An 18677-nucleotide genomic window follows, 5' to 3' on the forward strand; every position below is an offset into this window, starting at 1 on the left:
CTCTCCAAATCATTGGCGCCACGCGCGATAGGGTGACATGGAATCGCGCACGACAGGTGACCATCAAAAGTTTGTGCCTGGTGGGTGTCGTGTCGGCACTCACCGCGTGCACCCCGGGGCCCCCACCCTATGAATCGAGAAATGTATCGCCGTCCAGTGTCTCCCACAAACCACCGAAACCTGATTCCGTACAGCCGGATTCAGGACCGACGGAAGCGTCTTTCGTTGATGACTTCGACCGACCAGACATAGCAGACGGGTTGGGTGAAGGCTGGGATATGCGCACCGCGCAGAGTGGCGAGCCATCCTTGCGTCCCGCGACTGACGGATACCTCAAGGACGGACATTTCAGCTACGCAGGGAAGAGCGACGTCATTGCCATACGCCAGTTTCGCGCCCCGATCCTAAGCCTCGGTGCAGAAGGACAATTCGTCCGGCGGGGCGGCTCGACCGCCGACACCATCATGATGTTCGGTACCGCCGAAGACAACAACATCCAAACGAACATGGTCATATTTACGTCCAGCAGAACCGCCTGGGGCGTACATCTGCGAAACCAGGTCGCCAGCAGCAAGCTCAAGGCCATAGCGAGCGGTCAGTATGCCCATCCCCTGGAATTGGGGCGCAACTACAGGTTCCTGCTCCGCATCACCGACGGCCAAATCAGGATCACAGGTCCGGGCCTCGATGTGAGTAAATCATTACCGATGCCCCTCCCCCTCAACGTGTACGGATTCTGGCGTGAGTATCCCGACCGGCCATCAGCGGGCGGAATCTTTGACTTCGACAAGGTGTGGGCTCTCGAAGACGGCCTGCCGGCCGAACCCGTAGCGGCGTCAAGCGCCACTCCGGGAAATTAGGATCGTTGGATCCATAGCGAACCAGGCTCCCAGAGGTCGGTTCGCTTACCAAATACAGGGCACGAGCTAGACAGTTCTTGCGGATGGTGGTGCTTCAAGAAATTCAATGCGCCGATGATCTTGTACTCATGATTGAAGCAGAGAAATGCCTCCACGAGGTACTGCTCATTCCAGAATCGGACTTCACGGCTGAGCCATCCCTGCTGGTAGTCCTTGGGCGTACGAATGTCGTGAATGTGTACGAATACACCCGACTGGAGCACCGGCAGAATTTGCAGATACTCGAACAGCACATCGCCCTGCGGACGGATCATATGCGACGAATCAATAAATAGAATGTCGCCCTCTTCAAGTTCCCGGAAAACGTCGAGGTCGATTTGTTCCACGGGAGTACGGACCAGCTCCACGTCCAACTCGTTGAGCCAACCTGCTTCATACGGCTCAATGCAGACATGGCGGCATGAGTAGGCAGCTTCCTCGGCTCGGTTAGCGGCAATGGCGTGGCGCGCCATGAGCGTTGACTGGCCGCTGCCAATTTCGATGATCCGCTTCGGCCTCGCGTATCTGATCATGCTGTACAGGAACTCGGCGTCAGCCGGTCCGAAGACATGGTTGTCGTAATAAAAAACCGACTCCGATTGACTGTCCATCGGAAATGCGAGCAGCTCATTGCCGTACGAGAATTTCGTGAGTAGATCGAGCTGCTGACTGACATTCAAATCAAGCCCGGGCAATACGCGATCTTCTTCCAACGGCCGCCTCAGGGCAGTCGTATCGAACAGCGGTTCATAATAGTGATTACGGATCGGAAATATCCCTACGGTCCTGAACAACCAACGCGTTCGGGGCAGTCTTTCAATTCCGAAACGGCGGACAAGTTTCATCACGAGCGAGGCGACGAAGACTATCGGAACGAAGATGATGTCGATCAGCGGCGCCAGAGCTTGCGTCAGTCTGCCCACGGTCATCCCTTCTGAGAACACGCGACGCTGTCAGCCCAGCTCGAGGCCTGCAAATCCAGGCACAGCTACAGTCAAATCAAACCACATCCAGCGCGACCTACTGATCAAATTTGACGACCTCGCCTGGATCACATTCCCGCCGCCGAAGTGGACCCATGCCCCGGGACCCTCGACAAGGTCGAGCCGCAACTCACATGCGACGCATGGCAAATCGATGCTCCCGAGCGTTCGCTCCGAAAGGTGATTGAACCGCGCTGCTGTCAGCATCGCTGCTGAAACCACCGGCTAATTGAGGACCGCGAACCAGCAGTGCGATCCCGAGCAAGATGCCGAATGCCGGCGCGCCGAACGCGTCCTCGGGAATCGGAGTGACCACCATGGTGGCCATGTAGCCGACTGCCGCGGCCGCTGCGGCCGACCGCAATGCAAATCCGCCCCGTCCGAAGATCGCATGCAGAACTGGGGCGACGAAAGTAATCATGTACGCACAAAGTCCCAGCCAGCCGACCTTGGCAATAGCCCACCAATAGAAGTGGTGCGCGTAATACGTTCCCGAAGTCGCCGTGAATCCACGGCCGACTGGCGGCCTGTAGATAAAGCCCAAACCATTACCGAGCAGTTCATGGTCTACGATTCCGCTCTTGAGCCACTTGACTTCACTCTGCCGGTACAGCAATGAGTAGTCGAACTGTTGCGCAGTACTGCTGAACCCTTCCAGCACTCGAGCGGAGTACGCACTGTAAATTGATCCAATATAGTTCAGCCCTGGAATACCCGCCGTTGCAGATAGAAATAATCCCATCAGCTCGAACATCGCGACGCCACCGACAGCGATGAACACCGCGCGCAACACTCCGCTACGGGTTTGGCTTCCATCGACAGCAGTGCCGCTTCGATAAAACAATGGTGTCAGCAGCAACGTGACCACCACCAGAACTACGGCGTTTCGCGAGAACCCGATGGCGGTCACACCCAAAGCGGGGATCAAGTAGCCAATGGTCTTTCGAATCAAATCGGGCTTGATCGCCCACAACGCGATCACTATCGCGAGAGTGGCGCTCGCCAGGTGGGTTGTCGGTCCAAGCACTCGCTCCACGTCCGCTCTGGCGTGGACCGTCGTGCCGAATAGCGCCGCATCCTCGATGCGCGCGTTGAGGTTCACGAAGTTCCACGTACTGAGCAGAATCAGGACGAATGACACCCACAGGGTGATCTTCACCGCACGAAGGGCCGCATACGCCTCTGAGGTCGACGCGATGCGGCCGACGATGAACACGTACAAAGCCATCATCAAGATGCTTCGACCATCGTTCACCGTGGTCGGCACCCCATGACCGTTCCACAGCCCATGGGCGATGCCCACCGCGGTAATTACCCCGATGCCTACAGCACACAGGTCCGTGTTGCGGTTTGCGGGTCGGCAGATCAGCAGGTACAGCGCAGTGATGATCAACGGAATCTCGTGCAAATAGATGCCTGAGCCGAATATGCGAATCTGCGATGGGATGAACGCTGGGAAGCTCGAGAAAGTGACGATGACGACGGCGCCTATCCACCATTCCGGCGCGCGCAAGACCGCGATCGTGACGAAGACCGCGATGAAGGCGACGATGACCATCGTCTGCATCCAACAGATGGTAGCCCAGGGTGGCGCGGATCACTCCAAATATTGACGCATCCGTTCGGCGGGCCGAATGTCCTCTCGGACAGGGCGAATGACGCCGGCGGGTACGCACGCTTCGGATATCTGCGGCTCCCGGAACCTCGAAGACCAGGCGCTATGACATGCGACCACTGTCTCGATCCCACCACCCGCACGCCGGCGCCGACTACGGTCCGCTACCGACCGGGCTTCGGCATTACCGCGGCGCCTAGCGCCTCGCGAAGATGAGCGCCCCGAGGAGCGATATTGACGTATCGGAAAAATCTTTGGGAAAACCCCCGCCTGTACGAGTCCTGTGGACGTAGCATCTGCGACATACCGAGGGCCGTGCCAGGGTGGTGGACCGGCGTCAGAAAATATTGATTCTCTAACCGAGGGCACGATCGGGAGCGGGGTCCGATGTCGGCAGTCGCGATGGTTGATATAGCTGAATGCCCAAGTTATTGCGGCAGCTCTGAGGCGGCTCCGGGCAAAATCCACTCTGCTTCGACCTTCGGTCCACGGCACCCACCGCGACGTCGAGACGTCCGACTTCCGACCCGATGCCGCCGTGGCGAATAGCAAAGTAGCAACGTGCTCCACTCTCGATGTCCAGGCCGCGGGAAAGCTGTAGGCGGAAGACCAAGCCCCGCAACGGGTGCGTTCAACTTCGAGCGAATTCGCAACGGAGAGAGTAGCGAGGTGCGTACATGGCAGACGGGTTGACCATTGTTGGAGTTGGCCGCAGTGGTACTTCGACGGCGACGGCATTTGCCGAGTTTGCAGGGCTGCGCCTGCCCCGTGATGTCCTTCCAGCCGATCAGTGGAACCCTGACGGATACCTCGAAAGCAGCAGCCTCATTCATTTCAATGATCGCCTGCTGGCGGCCAGCGGTCAGACGTGGCTGAAGCCACGCCGCACCGACCGCAATTCCGTAACGGAATACCGCTGCTTACGCCGCGCCATGAAGGCGTTCAAAACCTCGTTCGGGAGCGGCCCGGGTTGGGTCTGGAAAGATCCCCGATTGCCCATGTTGCTTCCGTTCTGGGATCAAGTGCTCGGCGTGCAGCCGGCACTGGCCCCCTACCGAGAGCCGGTCGCAGTCGCCGCGAGCATCTCACGACGCGACAATGTCAATCTTGATGTTGCCCTTGCGATCTGGGAGCGCCATTCGCGTCAGATGCTCACCTCGGTCGCCGGTCGCCCAGTCCTGTTCAGCGATTATTCCCAACTTACCGGGCAGCCTGAATCCTGGTTCCGGCAGTTTTTCGACTTCTGCGTGGCGGCCGGGCTCAAAGTAACCGATGCAAATATCGACTTCGGTGCGCGCATTCGACACATCGACCGACCCGCCATACAGAAGAAGCCCACTTCGGAGCAATCCGAGTTGGCAGAACTGATCTGTAGCCTGGACGGCCCACACGAGAATTTCCAACAGATTTCACTACCGGATGAATCCCCGAGCACCCAGCGACTCATCGAGTCGGTGCAGAGCCCGCGCATGGCTGCCCGCATCCGCGCAACGTTCACCATGAGGCCGAAGTACGTCGTACTGGCGAACTTACTCTGATCACGCAATAGCGCGCACGGATGACGTTGCGCAACCAGCCAATTTACGCATCAGGTGCAGGTTCAACGTGCGTAGCGTGCAGTGAACGTCGGGCTGAGTAGCCGTCCGGATACCTTGGCGGTGCGCGGCAGCAGCGCACGAAATTCACGTCGCGACAGCAATCGCGTAAATTCCTTCTGGTGGCGCTTTCGCCAAGCCGGAATCCAATGCAGAAATAGTGTCGATGTGTGGGACTCGACTGGGAACCACTTGTTCGGTGTGGTTATGATCCACGTGCGCGCCACCCGCGTCATCTCCTCAACCATTCGCCGCTGGTCGATTTCCTGCCCTACGTGCTCAATTATGGCGTTTGCCAACGCAAAATCGACGCAGTCGTCGACAAAGGGCAGAGCGCGTGCGTCGGCAAGCATGAACGGATACGTCGTCGCAGCACGCTCGATGTTGATGCCTATTTTGACTGGATAGTGCTCTGCGATACACCTTTCGATAACGCCGGAATTCGCCAGATTTGGGTCGTCACCGTGTTCATCGCCCGTTGCTCCCACCAACAACACGTCCCCGGCGCCCTGCGCAGCCATGAAGCCGAGGATGAAGCGCGCCTTCTTTCTCCGGTTGTACAGGCTGTACGCAAGGACTGCCTTGCGGACGGTTTTCCCGACGAGTTCCGCCAGCGACACGCACCCACCCCCGCTCTCTGACAATTCCCCACAGATGCAATTAGGTCGCTGCTCGTAGCACTCGTAGCAGTGGCCAAAGTACCCCAGGGAGCGAATCCCGAGGCTCGAATCTCAATTCCCCGATCACGGCTTGCCGTAGCGACGGGCTCTCACTCCCTCAAGGCATCTCGTGCTGCCGATCACTTCAAACACCGCGTTCCAGGATCTGGCTCACGTCGACGGCCGGCTACTCGGCCCAGGTCGCGCATACGCCTTTGGCGAGCGTGGCTGCGTGTTCAAGGGCGCAACTCCGAGCCCGCCGATCAGGCTTTGCCATTTACTGACGTCAGCGTCAACATCGACGTAAGCTCTCACTCATCGGGCTGAGAGGTGACCATCGTGACCAGTTTCGCCACACGCATAGCAGCCATCACCGGAGGAACGCTCGCACTGACGATAGCGGCGGGCGTTGGCGGCGGAGTCGCGTCCGCCGTCGACCCGTTCGCGGGCATGCGATACGACAAGGTCGTCGAGTCCCTCAAATCCTGGAACGGCAAATCCGAAGTGGTAGCCGTCGTTGGGGACCAGTTGAAGCGCGATGACTGCATCGTGTCTTCTTCCCGCAAAGAGAAGAAGACAGGAACCTACTTGCTGGCGCTCTACTGCGATGGCGCCTACGCAACCGCGGGCCAGCCCGGTCGGTCAATGGGAACCCCAGAAGGGCGTAACGCCGTGAAGCACGAAGCCCAAGTCAAGTGGCTGCGTGAGAATCCCGACTACTGCCGCACGATGAAGCAGTCTCATCCCGAATGGTTCAAACAACCGGTAGAAGGGTGTGAAAACCTCGACTAGGCCGGCCATCGGGGCCCTGCGCACGAGATCGGAGCTCACGGGCGAGATGTTCGGTGGAGCTACGATCGGCCGCACCACCGGAACCCGCGCACCGGCCGTCTTCGCCGCTTTCGGATGGACAGATGATCACGCGACTGTCTGAGTGGTTCCGATACGATCCGAGTCGCTATCCGCTGGGATACAACCCCGGGCTCGACGGCCTGCGCGGTACCGCGACGCTTTGCGTACTGGCAGCACACCTCAGTCCCACCTGGTGCCCCGGTGCATTCCTGTACATGGACATGTTCTTTGTGATGAGCGCGTATCTGATTACGTCGCTCCTCCTCAAGCGGTGGGCGAAGAATGGCAACGTCGGGTTTGGCACGTTCTATGCTCGCCGCGTACTTCGGCTGTTCCCCGCAAATTACGCGATGATCGGCTGCTTCGTCGTTGCCGCGTACCTGATCCTCGACGACGATTTCATTTGGCATGTCATCGAAGCGGCCGCGGCAGCTACCTACGTCTCCAACTGGACCCGCGCCTTCGAAGCTCCGATCCCCGGATTCTTAAGCCACACTTGGTCGCTCGCCGTCGAAGAACAGTTCTATCTGATCTGGCCTGTGTTACTCACATTGCTGCTAAAGGCCATCGGACTCCGGATCCGCCTTGTTGTGCTGCTGGCGGTCCTGGCACTCGGTTCCGCCGGCTGGCGGAGTTGGCTCACGTTCCACGGAGCATCCATGGAGCGCCTGTACAACGGAACCGATGTGAGAGCCGACGCGCTCCTGATCGGCTGCGCGCTGGGTATTGCATTGGCAATGCCCAAGATACGCAACAGCCCGACCCTGCAGCGAACCGCGAAGATCCTGGCGGCCCCATCGCTGATCGCACTACTCGTGGGCGGGTTCACCATGGATCAACACAACCTCGCGATGTACGCCGGAATCTCATTGTTCTTCACTTTGGCGTCCGCGTGCCTGATAACCGCGCTGGTGCTGCCCGAGCAGACGATTGCCCACCAGGCATTTCGATCACCGCCGCTGGTCTTCCTCGGCCGCATTTGCTACGGCCTCTACATCTGGCACTTCCCGATATTCATGTTCATCATGTTCGGATTCGGGATCACCCATCCAGTGGTGGCGGGGCTGATCGGCGTTCCCTTGACATTCGCCGCCGCAATCCTATCGTGGCGATTCATCGAAAGCCCCTTCCTCAAGGCGAAGGATCGAATTCCGATCCAAGGCCCGGCGCACGCCACACGAAAACTCAGCCCATCGCCTAGCCCGGGTATACGCTGGCAACGGCGGGAATCGCTGCTAATTCAATTGCCTTCGCTATCGCCGAGCCTGCTGCGCTCACCACGTGTAACTGCGCAGGCGAGCCAGAATCTAGCGGCCAGCGTCGATGGCTGCAGCACCGAGTCAACGGCGCACAGGGCGAACCGAACCAGGACCAGCAGGAAGGCGGCAACTCACACCAATGAATGAAACAACTAGTTTCACGTTCAGCCGTGAAGAACTTTTCCCCATCGCAGACGCGTATCGAGAGAAGTTTCAAAACGCCGATCCGTTTCCACACATAGTAATTGACAATTTCCTGCCTGCGGCGGTTCTGGAGCCTGTGCTGAGCGAGTTTCCGGAACCGGGTGGCACCGAATGGCAGCAGTACGACAACGGTCGCGAAGTGAAGCTCGCGCTTGCCGACTCAGAACGGATGGGCCCAGCAACCCAACATCTGTTGGCGCAGTTCAACTCTGCACCTTTTGTCGACTTCATCGAACGACTCACCGGGATCGAGGGGATCGTTCCTGACCCCCACTTCTTTGGAGGTGGACTGCATCAGATCCGGACCGGCGGCTTCCTCAAGGTCCACGCTGATTTCAATCGCCATCACCGACTGAACCTGGACCGGCGGTTGAACGGCCTTCTCTATCTGAACAAAGATTGGGAGGAATCCTGGGGCGGGCACATTCAGTTGTGGGATCGCGACATGCAGCAATGCGTCCAGAAATCGCTACCCATCTTCAACCGATTCCTGCTCTTTGCGACAACCGACTTCTCGTATCACGGTCATCCAGATCCTCTGACCTGCCCGCCGCATCGTTCACGCCGGTCGATGGCGCTCTACTACTACACCAATGGCCGCCCAGATGAAGAGAAATCGTCGAGCGCACACTCGACGCTGTTTCGCGCCCGGCCGGGTGAGTCCATGAGCTCCACATTCAAGCAGAAGCTGAAGCGCTGGGTGCCGCCCGCCGCCATCGAAGGAGCGCAAAAGTTTCGGAATCAGCACTGAGCGCGCAGATTTCGGCGCTCGCCCGATCAACGACCTCAATGCGATTACGATTTGACTGAAGCGTCGATCAGTTGGGAGGTAGCAGTTTTGGTGTCGGATGTCGTGTTGAGATACCGCCAGAACTATGGCTTGGGTGACGAAATCGGGATCGAACAGGTGCAGGCCCACGAGCAGCTCGAGGCCCGGCTGACTCGCGAGTTGCTCGCATCCACACCCGAGTTGCGCTGGGAGGTCTTCAGCGCGGCGTATACCGAACTGTACGAATCTCTACCCTGGCTCAATACAACTGACGACTCTAGACCCGCATGGTGGACGGCGACATGGCTGAGGCTGGTGCCGGCGCACTCCGACGTCATCGAGGTAGGAAGCGGTCGAGCGGCCCTCATTCGTGACCTCGTGCGCTCCGGGCACCGGTGCGTCGCCACCGAGATTTCCCCAGAGCGGGGATCAAAACACCTCGCTGAGTCGGACGGGCTCCAGTGGCACATAACCGACGGCATCCACCTCGCATCATTCGAACCTGACGATTCGTTCGATGTTGTCATTTCCACACAAGTTATCGAGCACTTCCACCCTGACGACCTGCTGGTGCACTTTCAGAACGCGCGCCGCATCCTTCGACCCGGCGGCCGCTACCTGTTCGACACTCCGCACCGCAGTTCGGGCCCGCACGACCTCTCTCGCGTATTCGATTACGAACGCGCACAATTCATGCATCTGAAGGAGTACACGCACGACGAACTCACGAGCACTCTGAAGGCCGCCGGTTTCGACGAAGTAAAGGCTGTCATCGCGTTTCCGGGCGTTGTCGTCCAAACCGGCATCGGTCTACGTCTGTTGCGCTTGCTAGACCGAATTGAAGATCGGATGATCACGCGCACCAAGTGGAAGCGAATCCTCAGGGGACTGTTGAGCAAAGTCGGGGTTTCGAGGAACATCTGGCTCGCGGCGTATCGCAAGTCCGCGTGATGAGCAGCCCTCCCGCGTCGATCATCGTCGTCGCGTTCAACTCCGCATCGACGCTCGCCGATTGCATGACGTCGATACCGGCAGAGTACGAGGTCATCGTCGTCGATCAGCAGTCGTCGGACTCGTCGGTGCAGACTGCGCTGGATCACCGGCCTGACGCCAAGGTGATACGGGCCGGGAAGAATCGGGGCTTCGGTGCTGGCTGCAACCTGGGTGCGGCCAACGCGGCGTCGGAAATTCTCATCTTCTTGAACCCCGACGCCGCATTCCAATCATCCGAATCCGTAAAGATCCTCGCGGAGAGCGCGGCCCAGAACAACGTTGTCGCGGGGCCCAGAATCCTCGATTCCTCAGGTGCGGACCGGACCCGGGCCCGCTACTGGTCCTGGCCGGTTGCCGACATAGTGGATGTCTTCGCGCCAAACGCGCTGATCCTCGGCCGGCTGCTCCGCGACATTCCACCCGATGACCCGGTATACACCGAAGGTGGAGAGGTCGCATTCGTCCAAGGGTCGTGTATGGCCGTGAGCGCGACGAACTTCTGGCGCGCGGGCGGGTTTGATGAGCGCTTCTATCTGTACCAGGAAGAAGAGGTGCTGGCTCGGCGCTTGCTGGACCTTGGAGTGAAGAACCGCCTTGAACCGACCGCTGTCATCACCCACCTTGTCGGACGCTCCACCTCGCAGTTCCCAGAGTTCTCCGCGGGCCACTACTTCCGCTCGCTGGCGCTGTCGCTGATCTTGTTCCGCCGCAAGCTCGTTGCGCTGCCCACGATCTTTACCCTGTGGATGGTGCTGCGATTGATGGCACTCGTAACGCCGCTCCGCAAGCGAATCGGCTGGCGGTCCGAGCGAGGCCGAAGTTGGTACCGCGCCGCAGCAGCCGGATTGATCTGCGGAGCCCGTCGGCGGATGGCGGACCCGCCACCCAGTTCCCCAACGCGCCCGACAACGCCTTCGCGCTGAGCAGTCAACGGGGTCGACGTGCTTTCGCAGCGGCGGCCGCGGCATAAACCGCCTCATGCTGGCGGGCGATAGTTGCCGGCCGAAGCGATTCAGCAGCCGTTCTCTGAGCCCCGTCGGCCAACGTATCGAGCAGGCCGGGCTCAGTGAACAAACGAACGATGGCGTCTCGAAGCCCTTCGACCGTCGGAGATGCCACGAGCAGGCCGTTCACGCCATCGTCGACGGCTTCACCGAGTGCACCAACGTCGGTTGCGATGACGGGCCGGCCATTCGCGAACGCCAAGGGCACTACGCCGCTCTGGCTCGCTTCCCGATAGGGCAGAACCACGGCGCTGACCGATCCGAACAGCTTAGGCAAATCCTCGTCTGGAACGAAACCCTCGCGCCAATCGAATAATTCGGGATTCCGGACGAGCGCGCGGGCTCTCGGACCCTCTGACCCGTGGCCGGCAATGATGAGCCGGACATCGCCCAGAACCTGCGCGGCGGCTTGTGTCGCCTCGATCAGCAGATCGAGGCCCTTGTAGTATTCCCACCACCCGAAGAACAGCAGGGAACGACCTAGCGGCATCGGGTAACTCCCTGACGGTTGAGCAAGCGCACCATGTGGCACTACTCCGACGTACGCCGACAGCGGGACCCGCGGATCCTCGCGAAGCTTTGGTACCAGGCGCTCACCATGGACGACGAACCCATCGCTGGTCTTGTAGAGGGCCCACCTCACCAATCGCTTCAAATAGTTCGTGTGAAACTGGCGGCCGGGGTGGGGCGTGACGTCATGCACGGTCAAGATCCGGGTCGCGCGCGGCACTACGAGCGAAAGCAGCAGCAACCGCCAGTCCGAGTGCCACTGCGAATGCACTATGTGAGGACGAAAAGCCCGGGCATTCTTGACTACTCGGATCAGCGCTCCCAGACTGCGGGGGTCGAACTGTTTACCGGGAACGAAGTCGACTTCGAGCGGATCGAACATCGCAGTCTTCTCGCGAACAGCCTTGCCGGGCAGCCCCATTTCGGTGCCATGGTCCTTGAGGACACATCTCACATCGGCCGTCTCGTTCAGTGAAAGTGCCATCGGCGCAAGGTAGTAGACAAACCAGTCTGCAATCATCAACACCCGGAGTTCGGCAGTCGATCCAGATCGGTTAGGCATGGGCTCGCGCGGCTCCATCTCTAGCACAGCCTAACCTCGGTGGATGCTGCCGGGGACAGCCGTGCGACAGTTCCACCCAGTTCGCCTGCGGCGCTTGGCCGCTAGGTCGACTGCCCGAACAAACACGGGCGACAAATTCCGCCAGAACACCTCCGTCGTGAACTCGGACTCGACCCGAGTCCAGGCAGCGAACCCGATCTTGTCTATGAGGCCAGGCTCGTCGAGTACCCGCAATATCGCTTGTTGCAAGCTCACCTGGTCGCCCGGCGTGACCAGGAAGCCGGACACTCCGTCCTCGATCATCTCCACCGCGCCGCCATGCCGGGCCGCAATGACCACACATCCGCTACGCATGCCTTCCAGCACCACGGTAGGCAAGGGATCAGGAAGTATCGACGGAACCACGACAACGTGCATCGAGTCGAAAAGGGCTGGAATGTCTGAATGGAAGCCAACCGCCCGTATTTGGCCGGACAGCCCCCGACTGTTGATGGCCGATTCGATCTCATCGGTGCGCCACAGCTCGTTCGGCACAGGTTCGCCGGCGATGACGAACTCGACAGGCGCACCTTGCGAGGCGAGTCCGACTGCAGCGTCAAGGAATACGCCATACCCTTTCCACTCGCTCAACCGACCGGCAAAGCAGACGCGAAGCGGCACCACGCTGGGCTTTACGGGAAGCGCACGCGGCGCGATTCCATTGCGTAGCAACGTGACGTGTGGCGCAGCGTCGGTACTGCCGCACAAGTGCCGAAGTACCGCCCCCGACACAGCGATTACCTGGTCGGCGGTAAGCGGCAACTTTCGAAAGAGCCACGCCAGCCCGCGGGGATGCTCGATGATCTCGTGGACATGCCAAATAAGGCTCCAGCGACGCTTCCGGCCCAGGAAAGCGCCGATGATAAGCGCCGACGTATTGACGTAGACGATCTCGGGATCGAACGCCCTGATCTGCTGGCGCACGAACCAGCGGGCCTTCGCGAGGCCGGCGAGGTACTTCAGCAGGTTGCTTTTGGTCAGATACCGTCGCCTCGCCGTACCCAACGGTCCGTGCCGGACGGTGACGCCGATTTCGGTCAAGCGATCTGTCAACCATCCGGGGCCCGCGTCGTCGGGCAGCAGTACGTAGACCTGCGCCTGCATTTGGCACAGGTACTTCGCCACCGACAAGAGCACCCGGTCAGATCCGTAAGCTTCGTCTGCCGGATGCAGAAGCAATACGCGACTACCGGACTTGAGCACGACACTCCATCCGGCTCCACGTGCAACATGTTTTCGACGCAGACGCCTTGCTTACCGTCCCCGTGATGGTCGGGCACATCTGTAGCGCTCTCCCCGACGTCGGGGCTGACGCGCTCCCTTCACAAGCACTTGGCTTCGGGTTTTCTCGGCACGAACGCACGGTTGCAACTGTAGTGTTGTACGCAGATTCAGTTGGCCTAACTTCACAGTAATTACTTGGTATTTCAGCGGGATCCAGGATCTGCTGACCGTCATGGGAACGACGTTGGATGCCTTGAGCACATCGAAATTGGTGTCACCGCTACCCCGTCGATTTGCTCAGGACTTCTACACAACTCCAGGATTCGGCGGCGCCTGGTCCTACGGGAGCGCCGCCCGAGGATCAGCAGACGCCGGCGCCCAGGCGGGTGCCAGAAGTGGGGTTCGATCACATTGACAGAATCCGAGGAAGCACGGCCGACAAAGGGCGCAACGTCACTCAAGCTGGGTTCCGCTGTCCAAATGCTTCCAATTGTGGCCGGTTACAGCGTCCAGATCGTCTGCACCCCGTACGTCGTCGCGCGGCTTGGCCTGCACGATTTCGGCGTCTGGGCCGTCACCGGAGCAATCGTGCAGTACGGCGCGCTCCTCGATCTGGGCGCGGCACGAGCCACTGTCCGATATGTGGCCTTGTTCCACACCAAAGGCGATGTCAGGGGTCAGGGCAGTGTCCTCACCATGTGCTTCGGGATGCTGCTTGCGATCTGGGCAATCCTCAGCGGCGCAGCAGTATTGGCAGCAGAGCCCATGACTCATGTGCTTGGGTTGGATGATCCGGCGTTGACGCGCTGCCTGTTTCTGAGTTCGATCTCGATCTTGATTCTCGGCATCCTGGGCTGGGTGCTGACAGCTGCATCTATCGGTATCGGCCGGGTCGTACCGACAACCGTCGGCCTGGCCATCTTGTCGGTACTTCAAGCGTCCGGAGGCGTCGTGGCGCTGGCATTGGATCCGACATTGCGGGCGTTTGCCTATGGGTCCGTCGCCGGTTCAGTCCTTGGTTGTGCTGTGGTGCTCGTCATCAAACTTGGCGGCGAACGCCGAATACCCTTCGCCATCCCGACGCCGGCGTTGATGCGTGAATATTTCGGCTATGCACTGACGTCGCAGGTCGCGGCCGCCGCCGATACGTTGGTATTGCAATCGGGAAAGATCATCGCGGGCCTCATGATCGGACCTTCCGCGGCGGGCGTCTATGAGCTTGCCAATCGGCTCGCGATGGGGGCGCAAGTCTTGGGCAGCGCCTCAGCATCCACCTTGACCCCGCACCTGACGCAGAGTTACATCACCGGTGGCATGGACGGTGTCCTCCGCCAGTACGAGCATCTCACTCGGCGCAACACATCAGTCGCACTGATCTTCCCGTTTGCTATGGCTGCCACCGCTTTGTCGGCGATCACCGTTTGGCTCGGCCACGATCGCCAGCAGGTCACCGTCGTATTGCTCGCGCTACTGGCCGGAATAGCCGTCAACCTGTCGACCGCAATATGTTCATGCACGCTATCGGCAATCGGCAGGCCGGCAGTGATCGCGCAAGTGTCGGTGGTCACCGGCATCATTCAAACGATCGCCGCAGTAGCCGCCACATACTTCTGGGGATTCGCGGGACTCGCTGGGGCACTTGCCATCTGCGTTCCTATCGCGAAGTTCCTCGGCCTTCGCTATGCGCATCTGAAGCTCAACATCCCGTTGAAGCTGTACACCCGTGGTGTTGCGGGACCCTTCGCCGCCGCCGCTATGGCGGCCATAGCCGCTCTACCCTTCAATTTGATAGCGGAGACCGACGACCGCAGGTCGGCCATCTTGCCCTTCTGCGCATCGGCCGGGGTGTTCTTCGCAACCTATTTATTCGTCAGCTGGAAGCGTGAATACTTACCCGAGATGCCGCTTCCTTCGAAATGGCGCGCAGCATTCAAAGGGAAAGGCCTGCCCAGCCGAAGCCGGTAGACAAGTCGGTCTTGGCCGCGACACCGGCGTAGTTCTAGTTCGGCGTCTCGCTGTCTGGCCGCCGCCGGTCGAGACGTACGGCAAGTGGTGCCACGACGGTCTCACCGGCAGCAACGTCATGCATCACCGTCGCGTTGGCCCCGACTGTGGCGCCGTCGTGCAGGGTGATCGGCCCGAGGACAATGGCGCCGGCCGCGACCCAGACTCGGTCACCGAGCGTCGGCCGGCCCTTGGCGGTGTAGCCGATACTCACCTGATGGTTGATCCAGCAATGGCTTCCGATTGACTCGGCGCTGACGATCGTCCCCACTCCGTGCTGAATGAACAGCGCGGGGCCGATGCTGTCGGCAACAAGTTTGGGGTATGCAGGCGGCCGATACATCACGTACAGGATGAGGCGGACCGGCAACGGCGCACACCGTAGTCGGTAGTGCACCAATGTCCGGAACTCAGGCAGCATGCTGCTCAGATATGCGAATCGTGAGGACCAACCGAGTGCCTCGAGTTCGCGGTCCCCAAGGCAACGCACCCACCAATCGACATCCGCGGCAACTGTCGCCGCAGCCTCAGATCTGTTGACGCCAAACCGAAGTGGGAACGTCCAGAAGCGCATGAGCGGAACCAATCTCATCCGAACGCTACGCCCCATGCATCGAATTCTAATGGACCTGGGGCAGCCGATGGCGCCATCTGAATCCATTCGACCAGGTTATGTTCGCAGCGCTACGAGCGGGTCGCTGCCGGTCCACGCCCCGGATCAGCGCTCCCCGCAGGTCAATTCGACTGCCAGGAATGGCGCCAACGGTGTTGCGCCCAGCCAGCTTGGCAGATGATTCAGATAGAAGCGTGCCGCGGGCACCACCCACCCTGCACGCGCTGAACCGACACGCACGAATTGGAAATAGTTCGCCATGCTGAGTGGACGGATCTTGCTCGCACCCGCCGCGCGCGCCATTCGCCGAACCTCGGCGAAAGACATCAACGGGTGCGGCCCCCAGGTTGGGTGAAGGCAGAGGTGCGTTCGCTCGAAGAGACGGTGCCCAAACTTGCTCGTTGACCAGTCATGTGCTGGATCCAACGGGAAAAGCTTATTTGGCGCGACGATGATGGCTCGGCCGCCCGGCTTCAGGACCCGCATCATTTCGCTGATGTAGCGCTGGCGGTCAGATTCTCGTACCGCCGGCGGGTCTGGCTCACCAATGTGTTCGATGACACCGAAGGACCAGACCAGGTCGAACATGTCGGACTCGAACGGAAGATCCAGTGCGGAGCCGGACACCACGCGCTCAGGACTCGCCTCAGCGCTCTGCCAGCCGGGCAGGTTACCGGGGAGGTCGACTCCCCAAGCATCGATCGTCGGGCATGACTCGACGATTGACTTTCCGATTGAGCCGGTTCCACATCCGATGTCCAGCGCGTTGTGGTCTCCCGGTCGCAGTTGACGGACCAGCCACCGCTCGGCACGATCGGCTGCGCCGCAATCTATCTGCTCAGCCAAGTAGTCGTCGGATGGAACAAGCGCAATGGTCGACGAATGCGGCATCAAATTGAGATAGCCGCCGTCAAGCAGTGGATAAGTTATCGAGCAGGTCCGACAGACGGCGCCTGCCTCGTGACGGTCCAAGTTTCCATGACATTCAGGGCAGGCTATTGGACTCACGAGCGGCAGCCTTTCGGCCGTTCCTTCGATGCTCACTGTCGAAGTATGCCACGCCCGGATTCCTCGAAACTGCGTTTTCTCGTTGTCCCCCAAGTATCTTTTGCGACTGACGGCCGGGTGTTCGCAAACGGCTCAGCGGTGAGCGACGGACGACGTTTCGGCCTTCAACAATCGAACGAATCTGCACGCTAAGGTCTTTCGACAGACATCCAAACTGGCTACTCGAGTATCACCAGCGCGATTAGAAGTCCGGCGCCGTGCGCGATTCGAACAGTTACCCATTACGCCTATACGCCACACCGAGCAAGCCCTGAATCGCTCGAATGCCGATTCCGCTACATGGCGAGCCTCTGGGAACCAACAGGGTTCGGGACTGGAATGTTCAGCGCCGCAGCACGACTCAGGATGGGATGGACTTCGGCGTGCGCCGCGACGCCGCGCGCTTCCATCACAGCGCGCATTGCACCGTCATAACTGCGGGCAACCTGCGCCCACGAATAGTGCTGGGCAGCCCGCAGCATGCCGGCGTGCGATTCCTGCTCCCGCGCAGCGCGATTATCCATCAAATGAAGCACGGTCTTGGCGATCAGTTCCGGGTCGTCAGAGACAAACTCACCTGCAGAACCGAGCACCTCCCGGTTGTAGTCGGTGTCGCGCGCCAGAATCGGCGCACCTGCGGCCATCGCCTGCACCAATGCCGGGTTGGTCCCGCCGACGCTGTGACCGTGGAAGTAGAGACCGGCGTGTTGCCACAGCGCAAGCAACAACTCGTCATCGTGCACATGTCCCAGCCAGGTGACCGAAGGATGGGCGGACAGACGTCGGGCAGTGTCGTCCAGCTCACCGCCGTATCCGGAGCTCCCGACGATCACCACGGGGTATTGTTCGGCGATCGCCGGCACCGCCTCGAAGAACTGCGACACGGTGTTCTCGGGAACGAATCTCGTTACTACCAAAACGTATTCGCGATGGTTCAGGCCCCCTGGCACCGGTAGCTCGGCCGTGATGTCGCCGCCATAAGGAATGAAAGTCCCCTCGGCGCCAAAGGTGTCTTTCCAGTACTTGGCGATCCGGCGCGCATCAAAAACAAGACCGTCCGCCCACTGCGCCGTACACTCGGCAGCCCGTCTATAGACCTTCTTGGCGAGGGGACTCCACTTATCGCGTTCCCATTCCAGCCCATCGACATTCACCAACGTCGGGATACCACGCGCCCGCAGAATCGGGAGAAAATACCCATTCGCGCAATTCATGATCAATGCGACGTCAGGCTTGCGCACGGCAGCGTCCAAGGCAGCGGTCAGACCATGCGACAGCGTGCTCAGCTTTTGCGTCTCCATACCCCACGTGACCCGTCGCTTGATACGCGGATCCAAAGTGGGGTCGTCCGGCTTCGTGGCGCCGCGCCTGCCATATACCGTGACGTCCCAGCCCATATCTGCGAGATCTGGTGCAAGTTTTCGGACGGCCGTCTCAAATCCCCCGTAATAACTGGGGTACCCGCGCGTTCCGATTATTGCTACTGAAGACATCAGGCCCCCGATCTAGACCAAGCTCCAATGGTGCGGAAGCGGGCTTCTAATGGGAATCCGATGGAACCCACATGAAGGCCCGATACGAGGGCGATGCTACGACCACAGCGGACCATCAGGAAGCTCTTTCGCGAAGTTTTTTGCTAAACCGTCAATATAGTTTTATTGCTTTTCGTTAGCCTGTTTTATCGATTTCTAGACCAGCAATCAATTGAGTATTTGCATGAGCAACTTCAGCCATTGCCGTCCACCAAGCACGCCGGGGTCGACCTAAACTAACAGGAACGTTAAATAATTGCAGGTCAGGGCTTCGCGGAATCCGGTACCTGCGGTCCCCGCGTAGGCGACTCTCC

The 18677-nt window shown here is 59.9% G+C and carries 16 protein-coding genes; 8 read left to right on the forward strand and 8 right to left on the reverse strand.

Annotation, left to right across the window (positions count from 1 at the left end; translation table 11 throughout):
• Positions 1–278 precede the first annotated feature (278 nt).
• A complete protein-coding gene (locus QRN63_RS06525; protein WP_267316080.1) occupies positions 279–860 on the forward strand; it encodes a hypothetical protein in 582 nt (193 codons plus the stop codon).
• On the opposite strand, the gene QRN63_RS06530 is transcribed toward QRN63_RS06525, so the two are convergent.
• Together QRN63_RS06530 and QRN63_RS06535 are read right to left on the reverse strand one after the other, a co-directional pair.
• Complete coding sequence (locus tag QRN63_RS06530) at positions 857–1828, reverse strand: class I SAM-dependent methyltransferase (RefSeq protein WP_267316081.1); 972 nt, start codon at positions 1826–1828, stop codon at positions 857–859. The two genes, QRN63_RS06525 and QRN63_RS06530, sit on opposite strands and share 4 nt — an antisense overlap.
• Positions 1829–2012: 184 nt before the next feature.
• Entirely contained in the window at positions 2013–3449 is a 1437-nt protein-coding gene (locus QRN63_RS06535) for a hypothetical protein (protein WP_267316082.1), read from the reverse strand.
• A 725-nt stretch (positions 3450–4174) separates the two neighbouring features.
• On the opposite strand from QRN63_RS06535, the gene QRN63_RS06540 reads away from it, so the two are divergent.
• Positions 4175–5035 carry a sulfotransferase family protein gene (locus tag QRN63_RS06540; protein ID WP_267316083.1) on the forward strand — a complete coding sequence of 287 codons (861 nt, stop codon included), beginning with the start codon at positions 4175–4177 and terminating at the stop codon, positions 5033–5035.
• 62 nt (positions 5036–5097) lie between these two features.
• Here the strand turns inward: QRN63_RS06540 and QRN63_RS06545 are convergent, their stop codons facing one another.
• Complete coding sequence (locus tag QRN63_RS06545) at positions 5098–5712, reverse strand: class I SAM-dependent methyltransferase (RefSeq protein ID WP_285030064.1); 615 nt, start codon at positions 5710–5712, stop codon at positions 5098–5100.
• A 378-nt stretch (positions 5713–6090) separates the two neighbouring features.
• Between QRN63_RS06545 and QRN63_RS06550 the strand changes: the two genes are divergently transcribed.
• The 5 genes from QRN63_RS06550 (at position 6091) to QRN63_RS06570 (ending at position 10751) form a co-directional block, all read left to right on the forward strand.
• Positions 6091–6543: a hypothetical protein gene (locus QRN63_RS06550; RefSeq protein WP_267316085.1), complete on the forward strand. Its 453-nt coding sequence runs from the start codon at positions 6091–6093 to the stop codon at positions 6541–6543.
• A gap of 122 nt (positions 6544–6665) precedes the next feature.
• Entirely contained in the window at positions 6666–8009 is a 1344-nt protein-coding gene (locus tag QRN63_RS06555) for an acyltransferase family protein (protein WP_285030066.1), read from the forward strand.
• The gene (locus QRN63_RS06560) at positions 8002–8817 is read left to right on the forward strand and encodes a 2OG-Fe(II) oxygenase (RefSeq protein ID WP_267316087.1); all 816 of its coding nucleotides are present in this window, start codon (positions 8002–8004) and stop codon (positions 8815–8817) included. The genes QRN63_RS06555 and QRN63_RS06560 overlap by 8 nt, the downstream gene beginning before the upstream one ends.
• Before the next feature lie 51 nt (positions 8818–8868).
• Complete coding sequence (locus QRN63_RS06565; RefSeq protein WP_285030067.1) at positions 8869–9786, forward strand: class I SAM-dependent methyltransferase; 918 nt, start codon at positions 8869–8871, stop codon at positions 9784–9786.
• Entirely contained in the window at positions 9702–10751 is a 1050-nt protein-coding gene (locus QRN63_RS06570; protein WP_285030068.1) for a glycosyltransferase family 2 protein, read from the forward strand. Before QRN63_RS06565 ends, QRN63_RS06570 begins: the two co-directional genes overlap by 85 nt.
• A gap of 4 nt (positions 10752–10755) precedes the next feature.
• Here QRN63_RS06570 and QRN63_RS06575 read toward each other — a convergent pair whose 3' ends face one another.
• Positions 10756–11826 carry a glycosyltransferase family 4 protein gene (locus QRN63_RS06575; protein WP_267316090.1) on the reverse strand — a complete coding sequence of 357 codons (1071 nt, stop codon included), beginning with the start codon at positions 11824–11826 and terminating at the stop codon, positions 10756–10758.
• 108 nt (positions 11827–11934) lie between these two features.
• Positions 11935–13146, reverse strand: a complete 1212-nt coding sequence (locus QRN63_RS06580; protein ID WP_267316091.1) for a glycosyltransferase — start codon at positions 13144–13146, stop codon at positions 11935–11937.
• Positions 13147–13647: 501 nt separating this feature from the next.
• Here QRN63_RS06580 and QRN63_RS06585 point away from each other — a divergent pair.
• Complete coding sequence (locus QRN63_RS06585; protein WP_285030539.1) at positions 13648–15132, forward strand: oligosaccharide flippase family protein; 1485 nt, start codon at positions 13648–13650, stop codon at positions 15130–15132.
• A gap of 34 nt (positions 15133–15166) precedes the next feature.
• Here QRN63_RS06585 and QRN63_RS06590 read toward each other — a convergent pair whose 3' ends face one another.
• The 3 genes from QRN63_RS06590 to QRN63_RS06600 form a co-directional block, all read right to left on the reverse strand.
• Positions 15167–15592 carry an LbetaH domain-containing protein gene (locus QRN63_RS06590; RefSeq protein WP_267316093.1) on the reverse strand — a complete coding sequence of 142 codons (426 nt, stop codon included), beginning with the start codon at positions 15590–15592 and terminating at the stop codon, positions 15167–15169.
• Positions 15593–15889: 297 nt separating this feature from the next.
• Positions 15890–16828 carry a methyltransferase domain-containing protein gene (locus QRN63_RS06595; protein ID WP_285030069.1) on the reverse strand — a complete coding sequence of 313 codons (939 nt, stop codon included), beginning with the start codon at positions 16826–16828 and terminating at the stop codon, positions 15890–15892.
• Positions 16829–17127: 299 nt separating this feature from the next.
• A complete protein-coding gene (locus QRN63_RS06600) occupies positions 17128–18324 on the reverse strand; it encodes a DUF1972 domain-containing protein (RefSeq protein ID WP_267316095.1) in 1197 nt (398 codons plus the stop codon).
• Positions 18325–18677: the final 353 nt, after the last annotated feature.

This window comes from Mycolicibacterium sp. lyk4-40-TYG-92 (genome assembly GCF_030209435.1).
In the GTDB taxonomy this organism is placed as follows: Bacteria; Actinomycetota; Actinomycetes; order Mycobacteriales; family Mycobacteriaceae; genus Mycobacterium.

Bases quoted from the DNA above. Each gene is read 5' to 3' on its own strand.
- QRN63_RS06525 (WP_267316080.1), top strand. From the start codon at position 279: ATGCGCACCGCGCAGAGTGGCGAGCCATCCTTGCGTCCCGCGACTGAC.
- QRN63_RS06530 (WP_267316081.1), bottom strand. From the start codon at position 1,828: ATGACCGTGGGCAGACTGACGCAAGCTCTGGCGCCGCTGATCGACATC.
- QRN63_RS06535 (WP_267316082.1), bottom strand. From the start codon at position 3,449: ATGCAGACGATGGTCATCGTCGCCTTCATCGCGGTCTTCGTCACGATC.
- QRN63_RS06540 (WP_267316083.1), top strand. From the start codon at position 4,175: ATGGCAGACGGGTTGACCATTGTTGGAGTTGGCCGCAGTGGTACTTCG.
- QRN63_RS06555 (WP_285030066.1), top strand. From the start codon at position 6,666: ATGATCACGCGACTGTCTGAGTGGTTCCGATACGATCCGAGTCGCTAT.
- QRN63_RS06560 (WP_267316087.1), top strand. From the start codon at position 8,002: ATGAATGAAACAACTAGTTTCACGTTCAGCCGTGAAGAACTTTTCCCC.
- QRN63_RS06575 (WP_267316090.1), bottom strand. From the start codon at position 11,826: ATGGCACTTTCACTGAACGAGACGGCCGATGTGAGATGTGTCCTCAAG.
- QRN63_RS06585 (WP_285030539.1), top strand. From the start codon at position 13,648: ATGCTTCCAATTGTGGCCGGTTACAGCGTCCAGATCGTCTGCACCCCG.
- QRN63_RS06590 (WP_267316093.1), bottom strand. From the start codon at position 15,592: ATGCTGCCTGAGTTCCGGACATTGGTGCACTACCGACTACGGTGTGCG.
- QRN63_RS06600 (WP_267316095.1), bottom strand. From the start codon at position 18,324: ATGTCTTCAGTAGCAATAATCGGAACGCGCGGGTACCCCAGTTATTAC.